General features: G+C 71.3%; 13 protein-coding genes. 10 read left to right on the forward strand and 3 right to left on the reverse strand.

What is annotated here, in order from left to right; translation table 11 throughout:
- Positions 1 to 30: 30 nt before the first annotated feature.
- The gene (locus KUA19_RS09185) at positions 31 to 996 is read left to right on the forward strand and encodes a ketopantoate reductase family protein (protein WP_308167392.1); all 966 of its coding nucleotides are present in this window, start codon (positions 31 to 33) and stop codon (positions 994 to 996) included.
- On the opposite strand, the gene KUA19_RS09190 is transcribed toward KUA19_RS09185, so the two are convergent.
- A complete protein-coding gene (locus tag KUA19_RS09190; protein ID WP_217395707.1) occupies positions 991 to 1,893 on the reverse strand; it encodes a DMT family transporter in 903 nt (300 codons plus the stop codon). The genes KUA19_RS09185 and KUA19_RS09190 overlap by 6 nt on opposite strands.
- A 70-nt stretch (positions 1,894 to 1,963) precedes the next feature.
- Here KUA19_RS09190 and KUA19_RS09195 point away from each other — a divergent pair, with 70 nt between their 5' ends.
- From KUA19_RS09195 to KUA19_RS09225, 7 genes are all read left to right on the forward strand, one after another.
- Positions 1,964 to 2,908: a LysR family transcriptional regulator gene (locus tag KUA19_RS09195; RefSeq protein ID WP_217395708.1), complete on the forward strand. Its 945-nt coding sequence runs from the start codon at positions 1,964 to 1,966 to the stop codon at positions 2,906 to 2,908.
- 11 nt (positions 2,909 to 2,919) lie between these two features.
- Positions 2,920 to 3,756, forward strand: coding sequence for an SDR family NAD(P)-dependent oxidoreductase (locus tag KUA19_RS09200; protein WP_217395709.1), 837 nt, complete (start codon positions 2,920 to 2,922; stop codon positions 3,754 to 3,756).
- A 115-nt stretch (positions 3,757 to 3,871) separates the two neighbouring features.
- Positions 3,872 to 4,696: an SGNH/GDSL hydrolase family protein gene (locus KUA19_RS09205; protein WP_217395710.1), complete on the forward strand. Its 825-nt coding sequence runs from the start codon at positions 3,872 to 3,874 to the stop codon at positions 4,694 to 4,696.
- A gap of 252 nt (positions 4,697 to 4,948) precedes the next feature.
- Positions 4,949 to 6,523: a cellulose binding domain-containing protein gene (locus tag KUA19_RS09210; RefSeq protein WP_217395711.1), complete on the forward strand. Its 1,575-nt coding sequence runs from the start codon at positions 4,949 to 4,951 to the stop codon at positions 6,521 to 6,523.
- 282 nt (positions 6,524 to 6,805) lie between these two features.
- The gene (locus KUA19_RS09215; RefSeq protein ID WP_217395712.1) at positions 6,806 to 8,812 is read left to right on the forward strand and encodes an MDR family MFS transporter; all 2,007 of its coding nucleotides are present in this window, start codon (positions 6,806 to 6,808) and stop codon (positions 8,810 to 8,812) included.
- Positions 8,813 to 8,973: 161 nt separating this feature from the next.
- Positions 8,974 to 9,420 (forward strand): TlpA family protein disulfide reductase, encoded by a 447-nt coding sequence (locus tag KUA19_RS09220; protein WP_254549000.1) that lies wholly within the window; start codon positions 8,974 to 8,976, stop codon positions 9,418 to 9,420.
- Positions 9,417 to 9,848 (forward strand): DUF4395 domain-containing protein, encoded by a 432-nt coding sequence (locus KUA19_RS09225; RefSeq protein WP_217395713.1) that lies wholly within the window; start codon positions 9,417 to 9,419, stop codon positions 9,846 to 9,848. Before KUA19_RS09220 ends, KUA19_RS09225 begins: the two co-directional genes overlap by 4 nt.
- A 414-nt stretch (positions 9,849 to 10,262) precedes the next feature.
- Here KUA19_RS09225 and KUA19_RS09230 read toward each other — a convergent pair whose 3' ends face one another.
- Positions 10,263 to 12,476 (reverse strand): ATP-binding cassette domain-containing protein, encoded by a 2,214-nt coding sequence (locus KUA19_RS09230; RefSeq protein ID WP_217395714.1) that lies wholly within the window; start codon positions 12,474 to 12,476, stop codon positions 10,263 to 10,265.
- A 574-nt stretch (positions 12,477 to 13,050) separates the two neighbouring features.
- On the opposite strand from KUA19_RS09230, the gene KUA19_RS09235 reads away from it, so the two are divergent.
- Entirely contained in the window at positions 13,051 to 16,329 is a 3,279-nt protein-coding gene (locus KUA19_RS09235) for a S8 family serine peptidase (RefSeq protein ID WP_217395715.1), read from the forward strand.
- Between the two features lie 61 nt (positions 16,330 to 16,390).
- On the opposite strand, the gene KUA19_RS09240 is transcribed toward KUA19_RS09235, so the two are convergent.
- Positions 16,391 to 17,551, reverse strand: coding sequence for a lytic polysaccharide monooxygenase (locus tag KUA19_RS09240; RefSeq protein WP_308167393.1), 1,161 nt, complete (start codon positions 17,549 to 17,551; stop codon positions 16,391 to 16,393).
- Between the two features lie 255 nt (positions 17,552 to 17,806).
- On the opposite strand from KUA19_RS09240, the gene KUA19_RS09245 reads away from it, so the two are divergent.
- Positions 17,807 to 18,334, forward strand: coding sequence for a hypothetical protein (locus KUA19_RS09245; protein WP_217395716.1), 528 nt, complete (start codon positions 17,807 to 17,809; stop codon positions 18,332 to 18,334).
- Positions 18,335 to 18,351 lie beyond the last annotated feature (17 nt).

The raw sequence follows: 18,351 nt of genomic DNA on the forward strand, positions 1-18,351 counted from the left end.
GGCACTGTCTGTGAAGTAGGCTGCGTGATCGTGCGTTTCCTGGTGTACGGCGCCGGTGCCGTGGGCGGTGCCGCCGGTGCCCTGCTGCACGCGTCCGGCCACGAGACGGTGTTGCTGGCCCGGGGTGCCCACCTGGCGGCGATACAGCGTCAGGGGTTGACCCTCGCCACGCCGGAGGACACCCGGACCCTCCCGATCGCCGCCTACGCCGACCCGGCCGAGGTGCCGCATCCGGTGGACGCGGTGCTGCTGGCGATGAAGGGCAACGACACCGAGGCGGCGCTGCGCGCCCTGGCGGCGACCGTCGATCCGGCCACGCCGGTCGCCTGCCTGCAGAACGGCGTCGCCAACGAGCGCGCCGCCCTGCGCCTGTTTCCGAACGTGTACGCGATCTGCGTCGCCTTCCCCGCGACCCACCTCGAGCCCGGGGTCGTGGTGGCGCACAGCGCGCCGACCCCCGGCATCCTCGACCTGGGCCGCTACCCGTACGGCGTGGACGAGGTCGCGCAGCGGATCGCCGGGGCGCTGCGCGACGCGGGATTCGCTGCGAGCCCGCGCCCGGACGTGATGCGCTGGAAGTACCGCAAGCTGCTGGTGAACCTGTCCAACGCGGTCGACGCGGTGTGCGTGCGGGACGAGGCGACAGCCGAGCTGGGCGAGCTGCTGCGGGCGGAGGCGGTCGCGGTGCTCGACGCGGCGGGGATCGACCACGCGTCGGCGGAGGAGGACCGGCTGCGTCGCGGCGACACGATCCGGCGGCAGGACGTGCCGGGCACGCCCCGGGGCGGCAGCTCGTCGTGGCAGAGCCTGGCCCGGGGCACCGGCAGCATCGAGGCCGACTACCTCAACGGCGAGATCGTGCTGCTGGGGCGGCTGCACGGGGTGGCCACGCCGTACAACGAGCACGCCCGGCGGGTGGCGAACCTGTTCGCCCGGCAGGGGCGGCCGCCGGCATCGCTGCCGGCGGCGCAGTGGCGGACGCTGCTGACGTCATGAGGTGGTGGCGGCGGCTCGCAGCGCGGGCTGTCGCGGCGCGGCCGGGCGGGTGGCCAGCCAGGAGCCGCCGAGGATGAGGGCGAACCCGGCCAGGGTGCTCGCGTGCATCGGCTCGCCGAGCAGCAGCACGCCGAGCAGCACCGCGACGGCGGGGCTGGTGTAGGAGACCAACCCGGCGGTGCCCGACCCGGCCAGCGCGATCAGCCGGTAGTAGAGCAGGAACGCCGCAGCCGTGCTGAGCAGGCCGAGCACCAGCACCGCCCCGACGGCGGAGGCGCCCGGCAGCCGGGTCGGCGCGGTGACCACGGCGAGCGGGGCCAGCAGCGCGGTGGCGATGCCGGTGGTGCCGGTGACTACGCCCAGCGACGGCACGTCGGCCAGCCGCTTCTTGACCAGGGTGGTGGCCAGCGCGTACGAGATTCCGGCCAGCAGCACCAGTCCCGCGCCCAGCAGCTGCGAGCCGGTGCCGCCACCGAGGTCGAAGCCGACCGCCGCGGCCACCCCGACCAGGCCTGCGAGCAGCCCGAGCAGCTTGCGCCGGTCGGTCCGCTCGGCCGGGTCGACGCGCAGCGCCAGGGCGGCGATGGCCAGCGGCTGCACGGCCAGCAGCAGGGCGGTGAGCCCGGAGCTGACGTGCAGCTCGCCGTACGTGATGAGCAGCTGCGGCGCGACCACGTGCACGATCGCGAGCAGGCTGACCGCGCCCCAGCGGCCGCGCAGCGGGGCCAGGGCCCGGGCGCGTACGGCGATGGGCAGCAGCACCGCGACCGCGACGACGGTGCGGCCGAAGGCGACGGCCACCGGCGGCAGGTCGACGAGCGCGACCTTGATGAACAGGTACGGGATGCCCCACAGCACGGACATCGCGGCGAGCAGCAGCCAGGCTTGACGTTTCATGCGTTCAGCCTGCAAGCTCGCAGGCATAAGCAGTAGTCATTACTTGCTTCATGACCTTTAAGGAATACTGATGATCGACGTCCAGCGGCTGCGCATCCTGCGGGAGGTCGCCGCGCACGGCAGCTTCAGCCGGGCCGCGAACGCGCTGCTGCTCACCCCGTCGGCGGTCTCACAGCACATCGCGGCGCTGGAGCGCTCGGTCGGCACGCCCGTGGTGGCGCGCGGGGCGCGCGGCACCGAACTCACCCCGGCGGGCCGGGTGCTGGTCGAGTCGGCCGAGGTGGTGCTGGCCGAACTCACCCACGCCCGGGTGCGCCTGGACCGGCTCGCCGAAGCCAATCCCGACCATCTCGCGGTGGCCACGTTCATCAGCGGCGGCCAGCGGCTGCTGCCGCCCGCGCTCACCCGACTGGCCGAGTCCCACCCCGGCGTGGAGACCACGGTGCTGGAGCACGAACCCGAGGAGAGCCTGGCCCTGGTCCGGCAGGGAAAGGCCGACCTCGCACTGGCGTACCACTTCGACGGGCCGCCGCCGGTGCGCCCCGGCGACCGCTCGGGTCTGCTGTGGACGCCGCTGCTGGACGACCCCCTGTTCGTGGTGCTGCCCCCGGGTCACCCGCTGGCCGACCGGGACCGGCTCGCCCTGGCCGACCTGGCCGAGCAGCGGTGGGTGCAGGGCTGCCAGAGCATCGCCGACATGTTCGCCGGGTACGCCGCCATCGCCGGGTTCGCGCCCCGCATCTCCTGCCGCGCCACCGACTACGGCTTCGCGCTGTCGCTGGTCGCCGCGGGGGTCGGCATCGGCGTGGTCCCGTTCGTGGCGCTGACCACGGCGCCACCGGAGGTGACCGCGGTGCCACTGTCCGGTCCGGCCCCGACCCGCTACCTGGGCGCGGTCACCGCCAGCCGCCGTACCCGCCCCATCACCCAGGACCTGCTGCGCGCGCTCCGACAGACGGCCGCGACCCTCCACCCGGCACCCGCGGCCGGTATGGTGGCGCGCACGACGACGTAGGGAGCGGCCGGATGGCACGGGCGATCGCGGGGCTGACCGTGGCGGTGACCGGTGCCGCCCGGGGCATCGGGGCGGCGATCGCCGCCGAGTTGGCCGCCGCGGGTGCTCGCGTGGTGCTCGGCGACCTCGACGAGATCGCCGTGACCGCGACCGCCGCCACGCTGCCGGGCGACGCGCTCGCGGTGGCGCTGGACGTGACCGACCCGGCCTCGGTGGCCGCTTTCCTGGACCGGGCCGAGGAGGCCTTCGGCCCGGTGGACGTGCTGGTCAACAACGCGGGCGTGATGTGGGTGGGCCCGTTCGGAGCCGAGCCGCACGCGGCCGCCCGGCGCCAGTTCGACGTCAACGTGCACGGGGTGCGGCACGGCTTCCTCGCCGCCGCGCCGCGCATGCGGGCCCGGGGTCGCGGCCACATCGTCACGGTCGCCTCGGCCGCGAGCCGGATCAGCCCGCCCGGCGAAGCCACCTACGCCGCCACCAAGCACGCCGTGTACGGCTACGCCCTGGCCGCCCGGCACGAGCTGGCGGGCAGTGGGGTCCAGGTGACGGTGGTGATGCCGTCGGTGGTGGAGACGGAGCTCGCGGTGGGCACCAGCCACGGCTCGGTGCGGCGGCTGACCCCGGCCGAGGTGGCGCGAGCGGTGCTGGGGGCGATCCGGCGACCCCGCTTCGAGGTGTTCGTGCCGGGGCGGCTCGGCCCGTTGACCCGGCTGTTGGCGCTGCTGCCGCAGGGCGGGCGGGACCTGGCGTACCGGTTGCTGGTACCGGACCAGGTGGTGCTGCGCGACGAAGCGGCCCGGGTCCGCTATCAGGACGAGGCGGGACTGTCCGAACGGGATGCCCGATAGGGACGAACGTCTTGTGACCTAGGTCACCTAGATATTACCCTTCGGTAACCGCGTGCCCGCGCGGGAGTCGTACCCCCGTCCGTGTCTTCTCCGTCCCCCCGGAAGGCAGGCCCCCATGCGCCTCGCGCGCCCCTCCCTCGTGCTCGCGGCCGCCGCGGCCGCGGTCATGCTGCTGGCCAGCCCGGCCGCCGCCGCCGTCACCCCACCCAACTCCATCGCCAGCATGGGTGACTCGATCACCCGCGGCTTCAACGCCTGCGGCTGGTACACCGACTGCACCGCCCGGTCGTTCAGCACCGGCAACTACGCCTCGGTCAGCAGCCACTACTCGCGGATCCTGGCCAAGAACTCCGCCATCAGCGGCAAGAACTACAACGACGCCAAGAGCGGCGCCAAGGCCGCCGACATGCCCGGCCAGGCGGCCACGGCGGTCGGCCAGAACGCGCAGTACGTGACGATCCTGATCGGCGCCAACGACGCCTGCACGAGCTCGGAGGCGTCGATGACCTCGGTCGCGTCGTACCGTGCCTCGATCGACTCGGCGCTGAACACGCTCAAGTCCGGGCTGCCCAACGCCAAGGTGGCGCTGATCTCCATCCCGGACGTCAAGCGGCTGTGGCAGGTCGGCAAGGACAACTCCTCGGCCCGCTCGACCTGGTCGCTGTTCGGGATCTGCCAGTCGCTGTTGGCGAACCCGACCTCGACCGCGCAGGCCGACGTGGACCGCCGCGACCGGGTGCGGCAGCGAGTCGTCGACTTCAACACCCAGCTCGCCCAGGCCTGCGCCGCGTACGGCCCGAACTGCGACATCGACGACAACGCGGTCTTCAACTACCCGTTCGTCCTGTCGCAGGTCAGCACCTGGGACTACTTCCACCCGAACACCTCGGGCCAGGCCGTGCTGGCCCAGGCCTCCTACGCCGCCGGCTTCGGCTTCTGAGGGTTGAGGAAGGGCCCCTTCTCATTGCTTTCCGTAGCAGAAGGGGCCCCTTTTCACGCCGCCGCGCGGCTGCGAGCACCGGGCGATGGTGGCACAAATAAAATCGACAACACTCTTTACTGTTAACAGTCTTAAACCTTAGGGTGTACCCAAGCTCATGAGCGCCTGAAGTCCCCAAGCTCGCCGTCGGGCGACGTGCTCCCCGAAGCCGTCGCCCGCCGCGCGCTACACGACGAAAGGGCTCCCCCCGCCATGAGAAGATCCCTGCGCGCCGGTCTCGCCACCCTCAGCGTGGCCCTGATCGCCGGTGCCGCCTCCCTCATCGGTTCCACCCCCGCCTACGCCGCCACCGCCGCCTTCACCAAGGTGCAGGACTGGGGCACCGGCTACGAGGGCAAGTTCACCGTCACCAACAACACCTCCAGCACGATCACCAGCTGGAACGTCCAGTTCGACCTGCCCAGCGGCGCGACCATGGGCACCGCCTGGGACGCGGTCGTCACCAAGTCCGGCCAGCACGTCACCGCCGCCAACGCGGGTTGGAACGGCACCATCAACCCCGGCGGCACCGCCTCGTTCGGCTTCAATGTGAGCGGCTCCGGCAATCCGCTCAACTGCACCGTCAACGGCGCCTCCTGCGGCGGCGGCACCCCGCCCTCCTCGCCGCCCCCGGCCGGGGTCCCCGGCAAGCCCGGCAACCCGTCGGTCGGCACCGTCACCAACAGCTCCATCGCGCTGAGCTGGGGCGCCTCCACCGGTACGGTCACCGGTTACCGCGTCTACGAGGGCACCACCGTGCGGGCCACCGTCACGGGCACCTCGGCGACCATCACCGGGCTGGGCACCTGCACGGCGCACACCTACACCGTGAAGGCGTACAACGGCAACGGCGAGTCCGCGGCCAGCAACGCGGCGTCGGCCACCACCACCGGCTGCACCACCAGCGGCTTCAAGGGCGCCGCGCCGTACTACTACGTCGGCTGGGGCAACCCGCCCACCCCGAGCACGGTCATGTCGGCCACCGGCATCAAGTGGTTCACGATGGCGTTCGTGCTGTCGGGCGGCGGCTGCACCCCGGCCTGGGACGGCAGCCGTCCGCTGACCGGCGGCGCCGACCAGAGCACCATCAACGCGATCAAGGCGGCGGGCGGCGACATCGTGCCGTCGTTCGGTGGCTGGAGCGGCAACAAGCTCGGCCCGAACTGCTCCACCCCGGCCGCGCTGGCCGGGGCGTACCAGCAGGTCATCAACGCGTACAGCCTGAAGGCCATCGACATCGACATCGAGAACACCGACGAGTTCGAGAACGAGGTCGTGCAGGACCGCATCCTCAACGCGCTGAAGATCGTCAAGCAGAACAACCCCGGCATCAAGACGATCATCACGTTCGGCACCTCCACCACCGGCCCGTCCTGGTGGGGCACCCGCCTGATCAACCAGTCGGCGGCGCTGGGCACCAACATCGACATCTTCACCATCATGCCGTTCGACTTCGGCGGCGGCGCCAACATGTACCAGAACACGGTCAACGCCGCCGAAGGGCTGAAGACCGCCCTGAAGACGGCGTACGGCTGGAGCGACGCCACCGCGTACGCCCACATCGGCATCTCCGGCATGAACGGCCTGTCCGACCAGCAGGAGCTGACCAGCACCGCGACCTGGACCCAGATCCGCGACTGGGCCAACAGCCACGCCATCGCGCGGCTGGCGTTCTGGTCGGTCAACCGCGACCGGGGCTGCGCCGGTGGCGGCGTGGTCTCCAACTGCAGCGGCATCGCCCAGTCCGACTGGGACTTCACCCGCATCACCGCCGGCTTCACCCGCTGACCCGGTCGACCGCGCGGCCGGGTAACCGGGTAACCGGGTGACCGGGTGACCGGGTGACCGGGTGACCGGGTGACCGGGTGACCGGGTGACCGGGTGACCGGGTGACCGGGTGACCGGGTGACCGGCGCGAGCGCCGTCCAGATCCACAAAGTTGCCGGGCAATCGGGCGTATCGGTGGTCAAGATACGCACGATTGCCCGGCAACATGAGCGATCAACATGGGGCGGGACCGGTTCGCGGGAGATCGCCCGCGCGCATAAAGCGGACAATTAGTGTGAACGCATGGACCGCAGTGGCGAGCTCAGCTCGGCACGCCGCAACGCCGTGTTCCTCACGGTCGCGCTCGGCATGCTGCTGGCGGCGCTGGACCAGACGATCGTCGGCACCGCGCTGCCCACCATCGTCGGGGACCTCGGCGGAGCCTCCCACCTCTCCTGGGTGGTGACGGCCTACCTGCTGGCCGAGACCGTCGCCACGGCCCTGGCTGGCAAGTTGGGCGACCTGTTCGGGCGCAAGACGCTGTTCCAGGTCTGCATCACGATCTTCCTGATCGCCTCGTTCTTCTGCGGCTTCGCCCACAACATGGCCTGGCTGATCGCCTGGCGCGGCGTACAGGGCGCGGGCGCCGGCGGCATCCTGGTCACCGCGATGGCGCTGATCGCCGACTACATCCCGCTGCGCGAACGAGGCAAGTACCAGGGCGCCCTGGGCGCGGTCTTCGGCGTCGTCACCGTGCTCGGGCCGCTGCTGGGCGGCCTGTTCACCGACCACGCCTCCTGGCGCTGGGCCTTCTACGTCAACATCCCCGTCGGCATCGTCGTGATGATCGTCTGTGCCGTGTCGATGCCGAAGCTGCCCACCGTGGCCCGCCCGATCATCGACTACCTGGGCATCGGCGCCATCGCCGTCGCCTCGACCTGCCTCATCCTGATGACCAGCTGGGGCGGCACCGAGTACCCGTGGGGCTCGGCCACCATCATCGGCCTGGGCGTCGGCGGCCTGATCGCACTCGCCCTGTTCGTCTGGATCGAGCTGCGCGCCCGCGAGCCCATGCTGCCCATGCGGTTGTTCGGCAACCCCGTCTTCACCGTCTGCGGCATCCTCAGCTTCATCGTCGGCTTCTCCATGTTCGGCGCGCTGACCTTCCTGCCCACCTTCATGCAGTACGTCCAGGGCGCCTCGGCCACCGCCTCCGGCCTGCGCATGCTGCCGATGGTCATCGGCCTGCTGATCACCTCGATGGCCAGCGGCACCATCGTCGGGCGCACCGGTCGCTACAAGTGGTTCCCGGTGGTGGGCGGCCTGGTCACCGCGCTGGGCATGTACCTGCTGTCACTGATGGACGCCTCGACCAGCCTGGCGGTGGAGTCGGCCTTCCTGTTCGTGCTGGGCCTGGGGCTGGGCATGAGCATGCAGGTGCTCACCATCGTCGTGCAGAACACCGTCAGCTACCACGATCTCGGCGTGTCCACCTCCGGCGTGACGTTCCTGCGCACGCTCGGCGCCTCGTTCGGGGTGGCGCTGTTCGGCACCGTGTACGCCCACGCCCTCGGCCAGCAGATCGAGCGGTTCGGGCCGATGCCCGCCGGGATCGACCTGCGTGTGCTGGAGAGCCCCGCCGGGGTGCGCTCGCTGCCCGAGCCGCTGCGCGCGCTCGTCGTCGACGGGTACGCCGAGGCGCTGCAGACCGTGTTCCGGACCGCCGTACCCATCGGGCTGCTCGCCGCCGCGGTCGCGCTGCTGCTCAAGCAGGTGCCGCTGCGCGACACCGCCCGCGCCGCCGCCACCGATCTCGGGGAGGGCTTCGGCATGCCCGACGGGGGCGACCGCGAGGAGAACCTGGAACGCGCCATCGCCACGGTATGGCGCCACCGCGGCCCCACCGCCGCCCCCGGCGTGCTGGCCTCCGCCGGGATCTCCGGCGGCATCGGCCTGGCCTGGTGCCTGTCGCGGATCGTGCTGTTCGCCGAGCACTACGGCCGGGCCCGGGTCGACCAGATCGCCCGTCACTACCACCTGCCGCCCCAGGTGCTGTGGCCCGCCTACCAGCGCTGCATCGCCGACGGCTACGTCACCTCGGCGGGCGGCGACGTGGCCCTCACGCCACGCGGCGTCGCCGAGTACGACCGGATCGCCGCCGCCTGGCGCCAGTGGCTGTCCGGCGAGCTGGCCGACTGGGAGGACGCCTCCGACACCGACTTCGCCGACGCGGTCCGCTCCGCGGCGCGCCAGCTGGTCTTCGAGGACCAGACACTCGCCCTCCCCGAACACGCCGCCCCCCGTACGTAAGGAAGGGCCCCTTCTTATCGCTTTCCGTAGTGGAAGGGCCCCTTCTTGACGCCGATCCCCGCTGCGCTGCGATGTGGCGGCGATGTGGCGCGGATGTGAACCACGTCCGTTCCTCGGGACGGTGCTCGGATCATGGCCGGGGTACGTGCCACGCTGAGGGGATGAACGGGACCGGTGCGGTGGTGGCGGTGGTGGCGTTGGTCGCCGCGACCGTCGCCGGGCTGGTCCACCGTCGGCGCGCGGGTACCGTACGTCAGGTGTCGAACGACGACGGCCACCCGGCACTGCTACGCGAGCTCGGGGTCCCCACGGGGACCGTCACCCTGCTGCAGTTCTCCTCCGCGTTCTGTGCGCCCTGCCGCGCCACCCGGGTGATCTGCGCGCACGTGGCCGAGACCGTGCCCGGCGTCGCCCACGTCGAGATCGACGCGGAGAGCCGCCTGGAAGCGGTGCGGGCGCTGGACATCTGGCGTACGCCCACCGTCCTGGTCATCGACGCCACCGGCCGGATCGCCGGGCGGGCCCAGGGCACCCCCACCCGGGCGCAGGTGCTGGCCGCCGTGGCGCCGCTGCTGTCCGTCGCCGACCCCGAGAAGAGTTCCGCATGACCGACCCCCGTGGCCCCCGCTTCGGCGCCGTCCTCACCACGATCGTGCTGGTGGCCGTCCTGCTCACCGGATCCGGCCGGCTGGTGCTGGCACAGGCGGCGGTGTTCGCGGTGACGGCGGCATGGCCGCGCCTGGGGCCGTACGGGCTGCTGTACCGGGTACTGCTCGCCCCGCGTCTGGCCCCGCCCACCGAGCTGGAGCCGCTGGCGCCGGTGCGCTTCGCGCAGCTCGTCGGGCTGGTGTTCGCGCTGGTCTCGGCGGCCGGTTACCTGTCCGGTGCCGCGGTCGTCGGGGCGATCGCGGCCGGGTTCGCACTGGTCGCGGCGTTCCTGAACGGTGCGTTCGGACTGTGCCTGGGCTGCGAGCTCTTCCTGGCGTACCGCCGCCTCACCGGCCGCCCCCTCGCCGCCCGCGTCCCCATCGCCTGACACTCCGTCACCCCGTCGCCGCGCCATCCTGGCGCCCCGCCACCCTGCCACCGCGCCACCCTGCCGCCCCGACATCCCGCCGCCCTGGCGTTGGTGCGCCGATGCGTGCAGGTTCGGGGAAAGTGCCGGAATCTTGGCCCGTTTTCGTGCAGTTTCCCCGAAACTGCACGCAGCCAACGCAGCCAACGCAGCCAACGCAGCCAACGCAGCCGGGCGACCGCGGCCAGCGCGGCGACCGGCGCGACCCGGGCGACCGGGCCAACCGAGGCGACCGGGCAACCGGGTGATCACGGTGTCAGGGTGGTGACACGCCGTCGAACACGTCCATTAGTTCATGATCAACGGGGTGGGAAAAGGGGCCCCGCGGGCCGGTGGGGCGCCGCGGGGCCGGGTGGGGCTGGGTGGGGGGCTGGGTCAGGAGCGGCCGGGTTCGAGGCGGCGCATGGCCAGACGGGTGAGCAGGGTGAGGACGACCATCTGTACGACGATGAAGACGATGGCCCGCCACCAGGTCTCGGCGCTGTGTGTGAACAACGGATCCTGGAACAGCTTCGGCAGCATCTTGCCGACGTCGACGGTGGCCGCCGCGGCGCTGAAGCCCCACCGGGTCGGGAAGATCCAGGCGATGATCTCCATGATCTGGTTGCCCGCGAGCAGGAACAGACCGCCGGAGAAGACCAGCTGGGCCATGACCACCACGACCATGATCGGCGTGGTCTGCTCGCTGGTCCGCGCCAACGCGCTGATCAGCAGGCCGAGCACGGTCGACACCAGCGCCACCGCCACCATCGCGACGATGATCTCAACGGTCTGGCTCGGGATCACCAGGTACTCCGACGGCGTGCCCTTGAACAGCGCGAGGTAGACGAACAGCGCCACCTGCGCGGTGTTGATCAGGAAGAACACCGTCAGCTTCGAGCTGAGGTACGCCGCGGCCGACAGGCCCACCGCCCGTTCCCGGGCGTAGATCGGGGCCTCGCCGACGATCTCGCGCATCGACGCGGCCGTACCGATGAACGCCGCGCCGGTGACGAGCACCACCAGCAGCTGCATCGCCTCCAGCGTGATGGTGCGCTGCATGGCCAGGCCGTGCTCACCGGGCACGGTGTATGACAGACCGGCCAGGATCAGCGGCATCGCCAGCAGGAACAGGCTGAACCCGCGATCGGAGAAGATCACGTTCAGCATGCGCAGGCACAGCGTGAAGTACTGCCGGATCGGCGCGCTGGGGTTGCGGGCGAACAGCCGGAACGTGCGTTTGTCCATGTTCACGGTGCCGGGCTTGGCCGCGGCCACGTTGGGCCGGATGCGTACGCCCTGCGCGTCCACGCCCGCCGGGGCGGCGGGTTCGGCATCGTCGGCCGGGTTGACCGGCAGCTCGACGGCGCCGGTGTCCAGCAGCGTCGGCTCGTCGGTGCGCTGGGTGGGGATCGCCGCGACCGGGTCGGCCGGGGCCTGCTCGGCGGCGGGCGCCGGGGCGGGCTCCTGCCGGGTGACCGGGGCGACGGCGCTGACATAGCGGGCGTACAGCGGGGAGTTGCGGAAGGCGCGAGTCCACCGCTCCGGCTCGTCGGTGATCTTGGTGAAGACGTCGGCGTAGTCCTCGGCGCCGAAGAACTCCAGCAGCTGGTCCGGCGGGCCGAAGTAGCCCATGGTGCCGCCCAGGCACATCACCAGCACCCGGTCACACATGTCCAGGTGCAGCACGCTGTGGGTGACCACGACGACGGTCTTGCCCTTGTCGGCGAGCTCGCGCAGCTCGGTCATGACGCCCTTGTCCAGCGCCGGGTCCAGGCCCGAGGTGGGCTCATCCAGGCACAGCAGCGACGGCTCGGTGAGCAGCTCCATCGCGACCGAGGCGCGCTTGCGCTGACCGCCGGAGAGGGTGTCGATGCGTGCCTTGGCCCGGTGGCTCAGGCGCATGGTCTCCATGACCTCGTTGACCTTGGCCCAGCGGACCTTGCGCGGCACGTCGTCGGCGAAGCGCAGCGCGGCGGCGTACCGCAGGGCGGTGCGGACCTTGAGCTGCTTGTGCAGCACGTCGTCCTGGGGCACCATGCCGATGCGGTAGCGCAGTTGGGCGTAGTCGGCGTATAGGTCGTGCCCGCCGTACCACAGGCGGCCCTGGGTGGCCGGGCGCAGACCGGTGAGCGCCTTGAGCAGCGTCGACTTGCCGCAGCCGCTGGGCCCGATGAGCGCCAGCAGGCTGCCCTCCTGGAGGGAGAAGCTGACGTCGTCGATGAGTATTTTGTTGTCTATGCGCACGGTCAGGTCGTCGGCGACGATCGAGGCGGGGCCGGTGTCGATGTGCTCGTGCAGCCGTCCGCCGTCGAAGAGCATCTCGTGGCGGCCGATCGAGACCAGGTCCCCGGCGTGCAGCGTGGTGGCCTTGACCACCTGGCGTCCGTTGAGGAACGTGCCGTTGCGGCTGCCCAGGTCGACGATCTGGTAGGCGTTGCCGACCCGGCGCAGCTCGGCGTGGTGTCGCGAGGCCTGCAGATCGCTGATGACTATGTCGTTGTCGCTGTCGCGTCCCAGGCGGGTGCGGGCGGCGCCGTCGGCGGCCGCCGGTCCGGCGCCGGCCGGCGCCGCGGCCGACTGGGCGGAGGTGGAGGGGTCGTTGGACACCCGGTCATCCTTGCGGCAAGGTCAGCGCAGAGCAAGCGCCGTATGGCCGGAATGGGCCGCCGTCAGGAACACGACCGGGGGATGTTCCCTGACGTGATCACGGCCACGATCCTCGGCAGTGGGGCGGATCGGCGCTAAGGTGGTCGAGGTCGGTGCGTGGACAGTGTCCCCGGGCCTCAAATACAAAGCCTTCACGGAATACCGTACGGCTGGAGCCGTGTCGCGCCACTCGCCGCGAGGCGACCGCACGCACCGACCATCTACTTCCTTGAGCCGCGCCCTGCCCAGTGGCGCGGCTCTTTCTCGCCGACCGCCCGCCCCGGATCCCGATCAGCTCCGGAGCGGGCGGTCTTTTCGGCACCGCCAGGCGATACTTCGGCGAGAGTACCAACAAAATAGCCCTCCATCCATACCCCGGCGCGCCGATTCCGGCCCGCCCGTGGGCGTCGGCTCGAAGAATCTTGAGAATTCGTGGAACCCAACGGCACGTCTGCCGCGTGTACGCATTGCGATGCATGAGTACCTTGCGTCGTGAGTGGACAGTCTGTAACAGACGCCGAATGGGGGAGCGCGCATGCGATCTCGACGGATGCTGGCCGGCATACTCGCCGCCGCCGTCGTCACATCGTTACTGGCCGGGGAACCGGGCATGGCAGGGCCGCAACCGGCCGCCACCGCCCGCACGGGTTCGGGCCAGCAGCAGGCTCAGGCAGTCGGACGCACGGTCACCCTGGTGACCGGCGACCGGGTGACCACGCACGGAGACGAAAGGATCAGCATCACCCCGCGCGAGGGTGTGCAGTACCTGCGCTACACCCGCGCCGGACACCGTTACGTCATCCCGACCGACGCGCTGCCGATGCTGCGCGCCGACCGGCTCGACCTGCGGTTGTTCGACATCACCGGGCTGCTCGCGGCCGGTTACGACCGCCGTGACTCGCTGCCGCTGCTGGTCTCCGGGGTCGGCAGCACCGCCGCCGCGCCCGCCGGGCTGACCGTCACGCGTCGGCTGTCGGTCCTGCGCGGGTACGCGGCCAAGGCGCCGCGCGCCAAGCTCGGGTCGTACTGGAAGAATCTGAAGTCGGCCGGCGGCAACGCCCGCGTGGCCAACCCGGGCAAGGTCTGGCTCGACGGGCTGCGCAAGCCCAGCCTCGACGTGAGCGTGCCGCAGATCGGCGCGCCCGCGGCCTGGGCGGCGGGCTTCGACGGCACCGGCGTGAAGGTCGCGGTGCTCGACACCGGCATCGACGCGACCCACCCCGACCTGGCCGGGAAGGTGGCGGCGGAGCAGAACTTCGCCACCGAGTACGAGGACGGCCTCGACCACGTCGGTCACGGCACCCACGTCGCCTCGACCATTGCCGGTTCCGGCGCGGCGTCGAGCGGCAAGTACAAGGGCGTGGCGCCCGGGGCGACCCTGCTCGACGGCAAGGTCTGCTTCGAGGGCGGCTGCGCCGAGTCGTGGATCCTCGACGGCATGCAGTGGGCCGCCGCCAACGGCGCCGACGTGGTCAACATGAGCCTCGGCGGCACCGACGGCCCCGAGATCGACCCGATCGAGCAGGCCGTCAACGACCTCACCGCCTCGTCGAACATCCTGTTCGTCATCGCCGCGGGCAACGCCGGCGGCGACGAGACGGTCGGCTCGCCCGCCAGCGCCGACGCGGCGCTCGCGGTCGGCGCGGTCTACAAGAACGAGGACCTGGCCGAGTTCTCCAGCCGGGGTCCGCGCGTCGGCGACGCCGCGCTCAAGCCGGAGATCACCGGGCCGGGCGTGGACATCGTGGCCGCCAACAGCAAGGACGGCTTCCTGGGCGAGCCCGGCCAGCCATACACCACGCTGTCGGGCACCTCGATGGCCACTCCGCACGTGGCCGGTGCCGCGGCGCTGCTCACCCAGGTGCACCCCGACTGGTCGGCGGAGCGGCGCAAGACCACGCTGATCGGGTCGGCGGCGCCGAACCCGGCCATCGACGGCCCGTTCGCGCAGGGCGCGGGCCGGGTCGACGTGGCCCGCGCGATCAACCAGTCGGTCACGGCCGAACCTGCCGTGGTCAGCCTGGGCCGCCAGGAGTGGCCGCACGGCGACGACACCGTCGACGTGCGCACGGTCACCTACCGCAACGGCGGCGCGGCCGACGTCACGCTGGCGCTGGCACTGGACACCGCGGCTCCGGCCGGGTATTTCTCGCTCAGCGCGAGCACGCTCACCGTCCCGGCGGGCGGCACCGCCTCGGTGCAGCTCACCTCGGACGTGCGCGGTGGCACCGCGACCGGCTACTTCGGCGGCCGGATCACGGCCACCGCGGGCGCGGTCAAGGTGACGACTCCGTTCGCGGTGGACCGCGAGGAGGAGAAGTTCACCCTCAGCCTGCCGCACCTGGACCTGGCGGGTCAGCCGGCCACGGACTACCTGACCATCCTGTACAACCAGGAGACGGGCAAGGAGCTGGTGCTGTTCGGCGGCGAGAACCCCGACACCGACCTGCGTGTCCCGGCGGGCACGTACCTGCTGTTCAGCTGGCTGCCGACCGAGACCGGGGTCACCCAGCTGGTGTACCCGCGCCTGGTGGTCACCGGGGCGCGCACGGTCACCATGGACGCGCGCGACTCCGGCGTGTTCGACGTGACCGTGCCCGATCCCACCGCGATCGCCGTCTCGGCTGACATCAACGTCGAGTTCCCGTCGGTCAACGGTGGCACGATCGGGGTCGGTGCGTCGGTCGGCGGCTATGAGAACCTCCGCTCGGGACCGCTGGACGGCGAAGCCGTGCCGGGCCTGCTGTCCTGGACCGGCGGCACGTTCGCGCAGGTCGACGCGGACGGCAACGCGTCGGCCAGCCCGGTGATCTACAACGGCGCCTGGTGGCAGTCGGACCGCATCATGACCGGCTTCACCAAGCACCTGAACGTCGGTGACTTCGCCAAGGTGCAGGCCAAGCACTACGCCCACGTGCCGGGCGCGCTCGGCTTCAAGGGCGCGATCGCCTGGATCCCGGGCGCCAGTAGCGCCTCGGCGCTGTCCATCGGCACCGAACTGCCCTACTCCCGCGCCGAGTACTACACCGGCGACGTGACGTGGGAGCCCATCTTCGACGAGGTGCTCATCGGGGAGGAACAGTTCTCGTACGTCCAGTCGCTGTATGGCGGCAGCAAGCAGTACCAGACCGGGCGCACCTACCAGGAGACCTGGAACCAGGCGGTGTTCGGGCCGGTGCTCACCCGGGACGAGCGCTACGCCGATGTGCTCCGCGAAGGTGACCTCCTGCTGGTGGGTCACGGGCCGTACGGCGACGCCGCCGGCCACACCGGCGGCGGTGACTACACCTCGGCCCGCACGGCCGTCTACCGCGACGGCGCGCTGCTCGTGGAGACGGCCGAGCCGTTCGCCTTCCTCGAGGACGTGCCGGCGGCGCCGGGCCGGTTCCGGATCGAGTCCTCGGTCGAGCGGGGCGCTCCGGCGATCCTGTCGACGAAGGAGAAGACGGTCTGGACCTTCCGCTCCGGCCACACCGACGAGCTGACGCGGCTGCCGGTCACGGCGCTGGGCTTCGCGCCCGCGCTGAGCGACCGCAACACCGCGAAGGCGGGCAGCCTGGCCGTCATCCCGGTGACGCCGTGGCAGCAGTTCCAGTCGGGTGCGGGCAGCCTGCGCAAGCTGACCGTGCAGGTGTCGTTCGACGACGGCAAGCACTGGGTGAAGGCGCCGGTGCTGCACCTGGGCGGCTGCTGGCTGGTCACGGTCCTGCACCCGAACAAGGCGGGGTTCGTCTCCATCAAGGCCGCCGGTGAGGACAGCAAGGGCAACACCGTGGAACAGACGATCATCCGGGCGTACCGGCTGGTCAAGTAACCGCTGAAAGCGGCGGCGGGGGTGGCCTTCGGGCCGCCCCCGCCGCTGTTTTCGCGTTATCTCACGGGCTGGTGCAGGTCAGCGTCGGCGCGTTGTTCGTGCCGGTGTGCGCGCCCAGGAACCCGAACGAGGTGCTGCCGCCGCCGGGGATGGCGGCGTTCCAGCTCACGTTCTTGAACGTGGCCACCGCCCCCGACTGCGTGTAGGTGCTGTTCCAGCTCTGCGACACCGTCTGCCCGTTGGCGAACGTGGCCTTGACGGTCCAGCCGTTGAGCTGTGCCGTGCCCGGGTTGCGCACCGTCACCTCACCCTGGAACCCGTTGCTCCAGCTGTTGGTGACCGCGTACGTCGCGGTGCACGCCCCGGTGGGCGTGCTCGGTGCCGGGCTGCTCGGCGCCGGTGAGGCGGACCGGGACGGCGACACCGACGGTGACGGCGAAGCCGACCGGGACGGGGACACCGACGGCGACGGGGAACCCGCCGACGACGGCGACACCGACGGGGCCGGGGACTGGCTCGGCAGCGGGTTGTTGATGCCGGTCACCTGGCCGGTGCCGCCGTCGAAGACCACGTCCGAGCAGCCGTAGAACGTCTCGGTGCTGTCCGACCGCTTCCACACCGAGTAGATGACGTGGCGGCCGGTCTTCACGGGCAGGTTGCCCGACCAGTAGTAGTAGCCGTCCGGCGCCGGGCCGGACATCGGCGGGTGGTCGACGCTCAGGAACGGCTGCTCTTCCATGTCTGCCCAGGTCAGCGCCTGGTTGGGGTTGTAGCCGTCCTTGGTGACGTACAGGTAGAACCAGCCCGGGTGGGCGGCCCAGTTGCTGTAGCGCCAGTTGTGGTTGGCCCCCGAGGTCAGGTGGGTGAGCGGCCAGTCGCTGCGCGGGGCGTCGAATCCGGCGTACTTGGTGAAGCCGCCGCTGCACAGCGCACCGTCGGGGATGAAGCCGCGGGTGCGGCCCGCCCCGTCGGAGCGCAGCACGCCGAACCAGTCGTAGAACGGCTGGGTGCCGCCCACGGCCGCGGCGTTCTGGCAGGCCCCGTTGGTGGGCTTGATTTCGCCCGTGCTGCTCTTGCCGTCCACATAGCACAGGTAGGTGCGGCTGCCCGGGGTGAGCAGCGCGCCGTGCGCCGCCGCCGGACCAGGGTTGAGGAGCATGGTCGCCACTCCGGCGGCCAGTGCCGCGGTCGCCGCGATCGCGGCCACCTTGAATCTGTTCACGTGCTGTCCTTTCCAGCACGGACACGCACCGCACGTCGGCGGGACGGGCCGTGCTGCGACTGCGGAGTCATCCCTGCCGGCACCGAACGCGGTGCGGGCAGAGCGGGGGACGGTCCGTCGCGTCGAACACGGCTCACGCGCGTGCCGCGGCGCGCCCACGGGTGCCCTCGCGGCGCCACGGCATCGACATTGCACCATGTATGTACCGGTCAAGCAATGGTTGCGCAGTGCCATCGGCTTTGCGACCATGTGCCGGTGTCGATGACCGCACTGCGCCGCAACACGTGGTGGGTGCTGCCGGAGCTGCTGGCGCTCGCCTTGGTCGCGGCCCTCTCGCCGCTGCTGAGCCCGGTCGACCTGGACGCCGCGCTGGCCGAGCGGGTGACCCAGGTGCTGGAACTGTCCACCCCCGCCGAGCACCACGACCACGGCCACGAGGTCAAGGCCGACGACCAGGTCATCTGCACCGCCGAGACCATGGGCTACGAGCCCGCCGACGCCCGCACCGTCGCCGACGTGCGCCGCGTCTACGCCTACTACCTGTGTGCCGCCGGGTCGCCCGGCCAGCCGTGGGACTTCGCCTCGCGCATCTCCGGCCCCGTCGTCGTCGAACTGACCGAGCCGCCCGTGGTGCGGATCGCGCAGGCGGGGCAGGGCTACCCCGACCGGGTCCGCGCCCTGCTGCCCGACCGGTTGGAGGCCCGAGCCTTCAACGGCTTCGTCGACCACGACCTGCCCAAGCGGGTGCTCGAACGCTATGAGGACGAGGTCGCCAACCGGTGATCGCCGCCCACTAGGGT

This window comes from Catellatospora tritici (genome assembly GCF_019083965.1).
Taxonomy (GTDB): Bacteria; Actinomycetota; Actinomycetes; order Mycobacteriales; family Micromonosporaceae; genus Catellatospora; species Catellatospora tritici.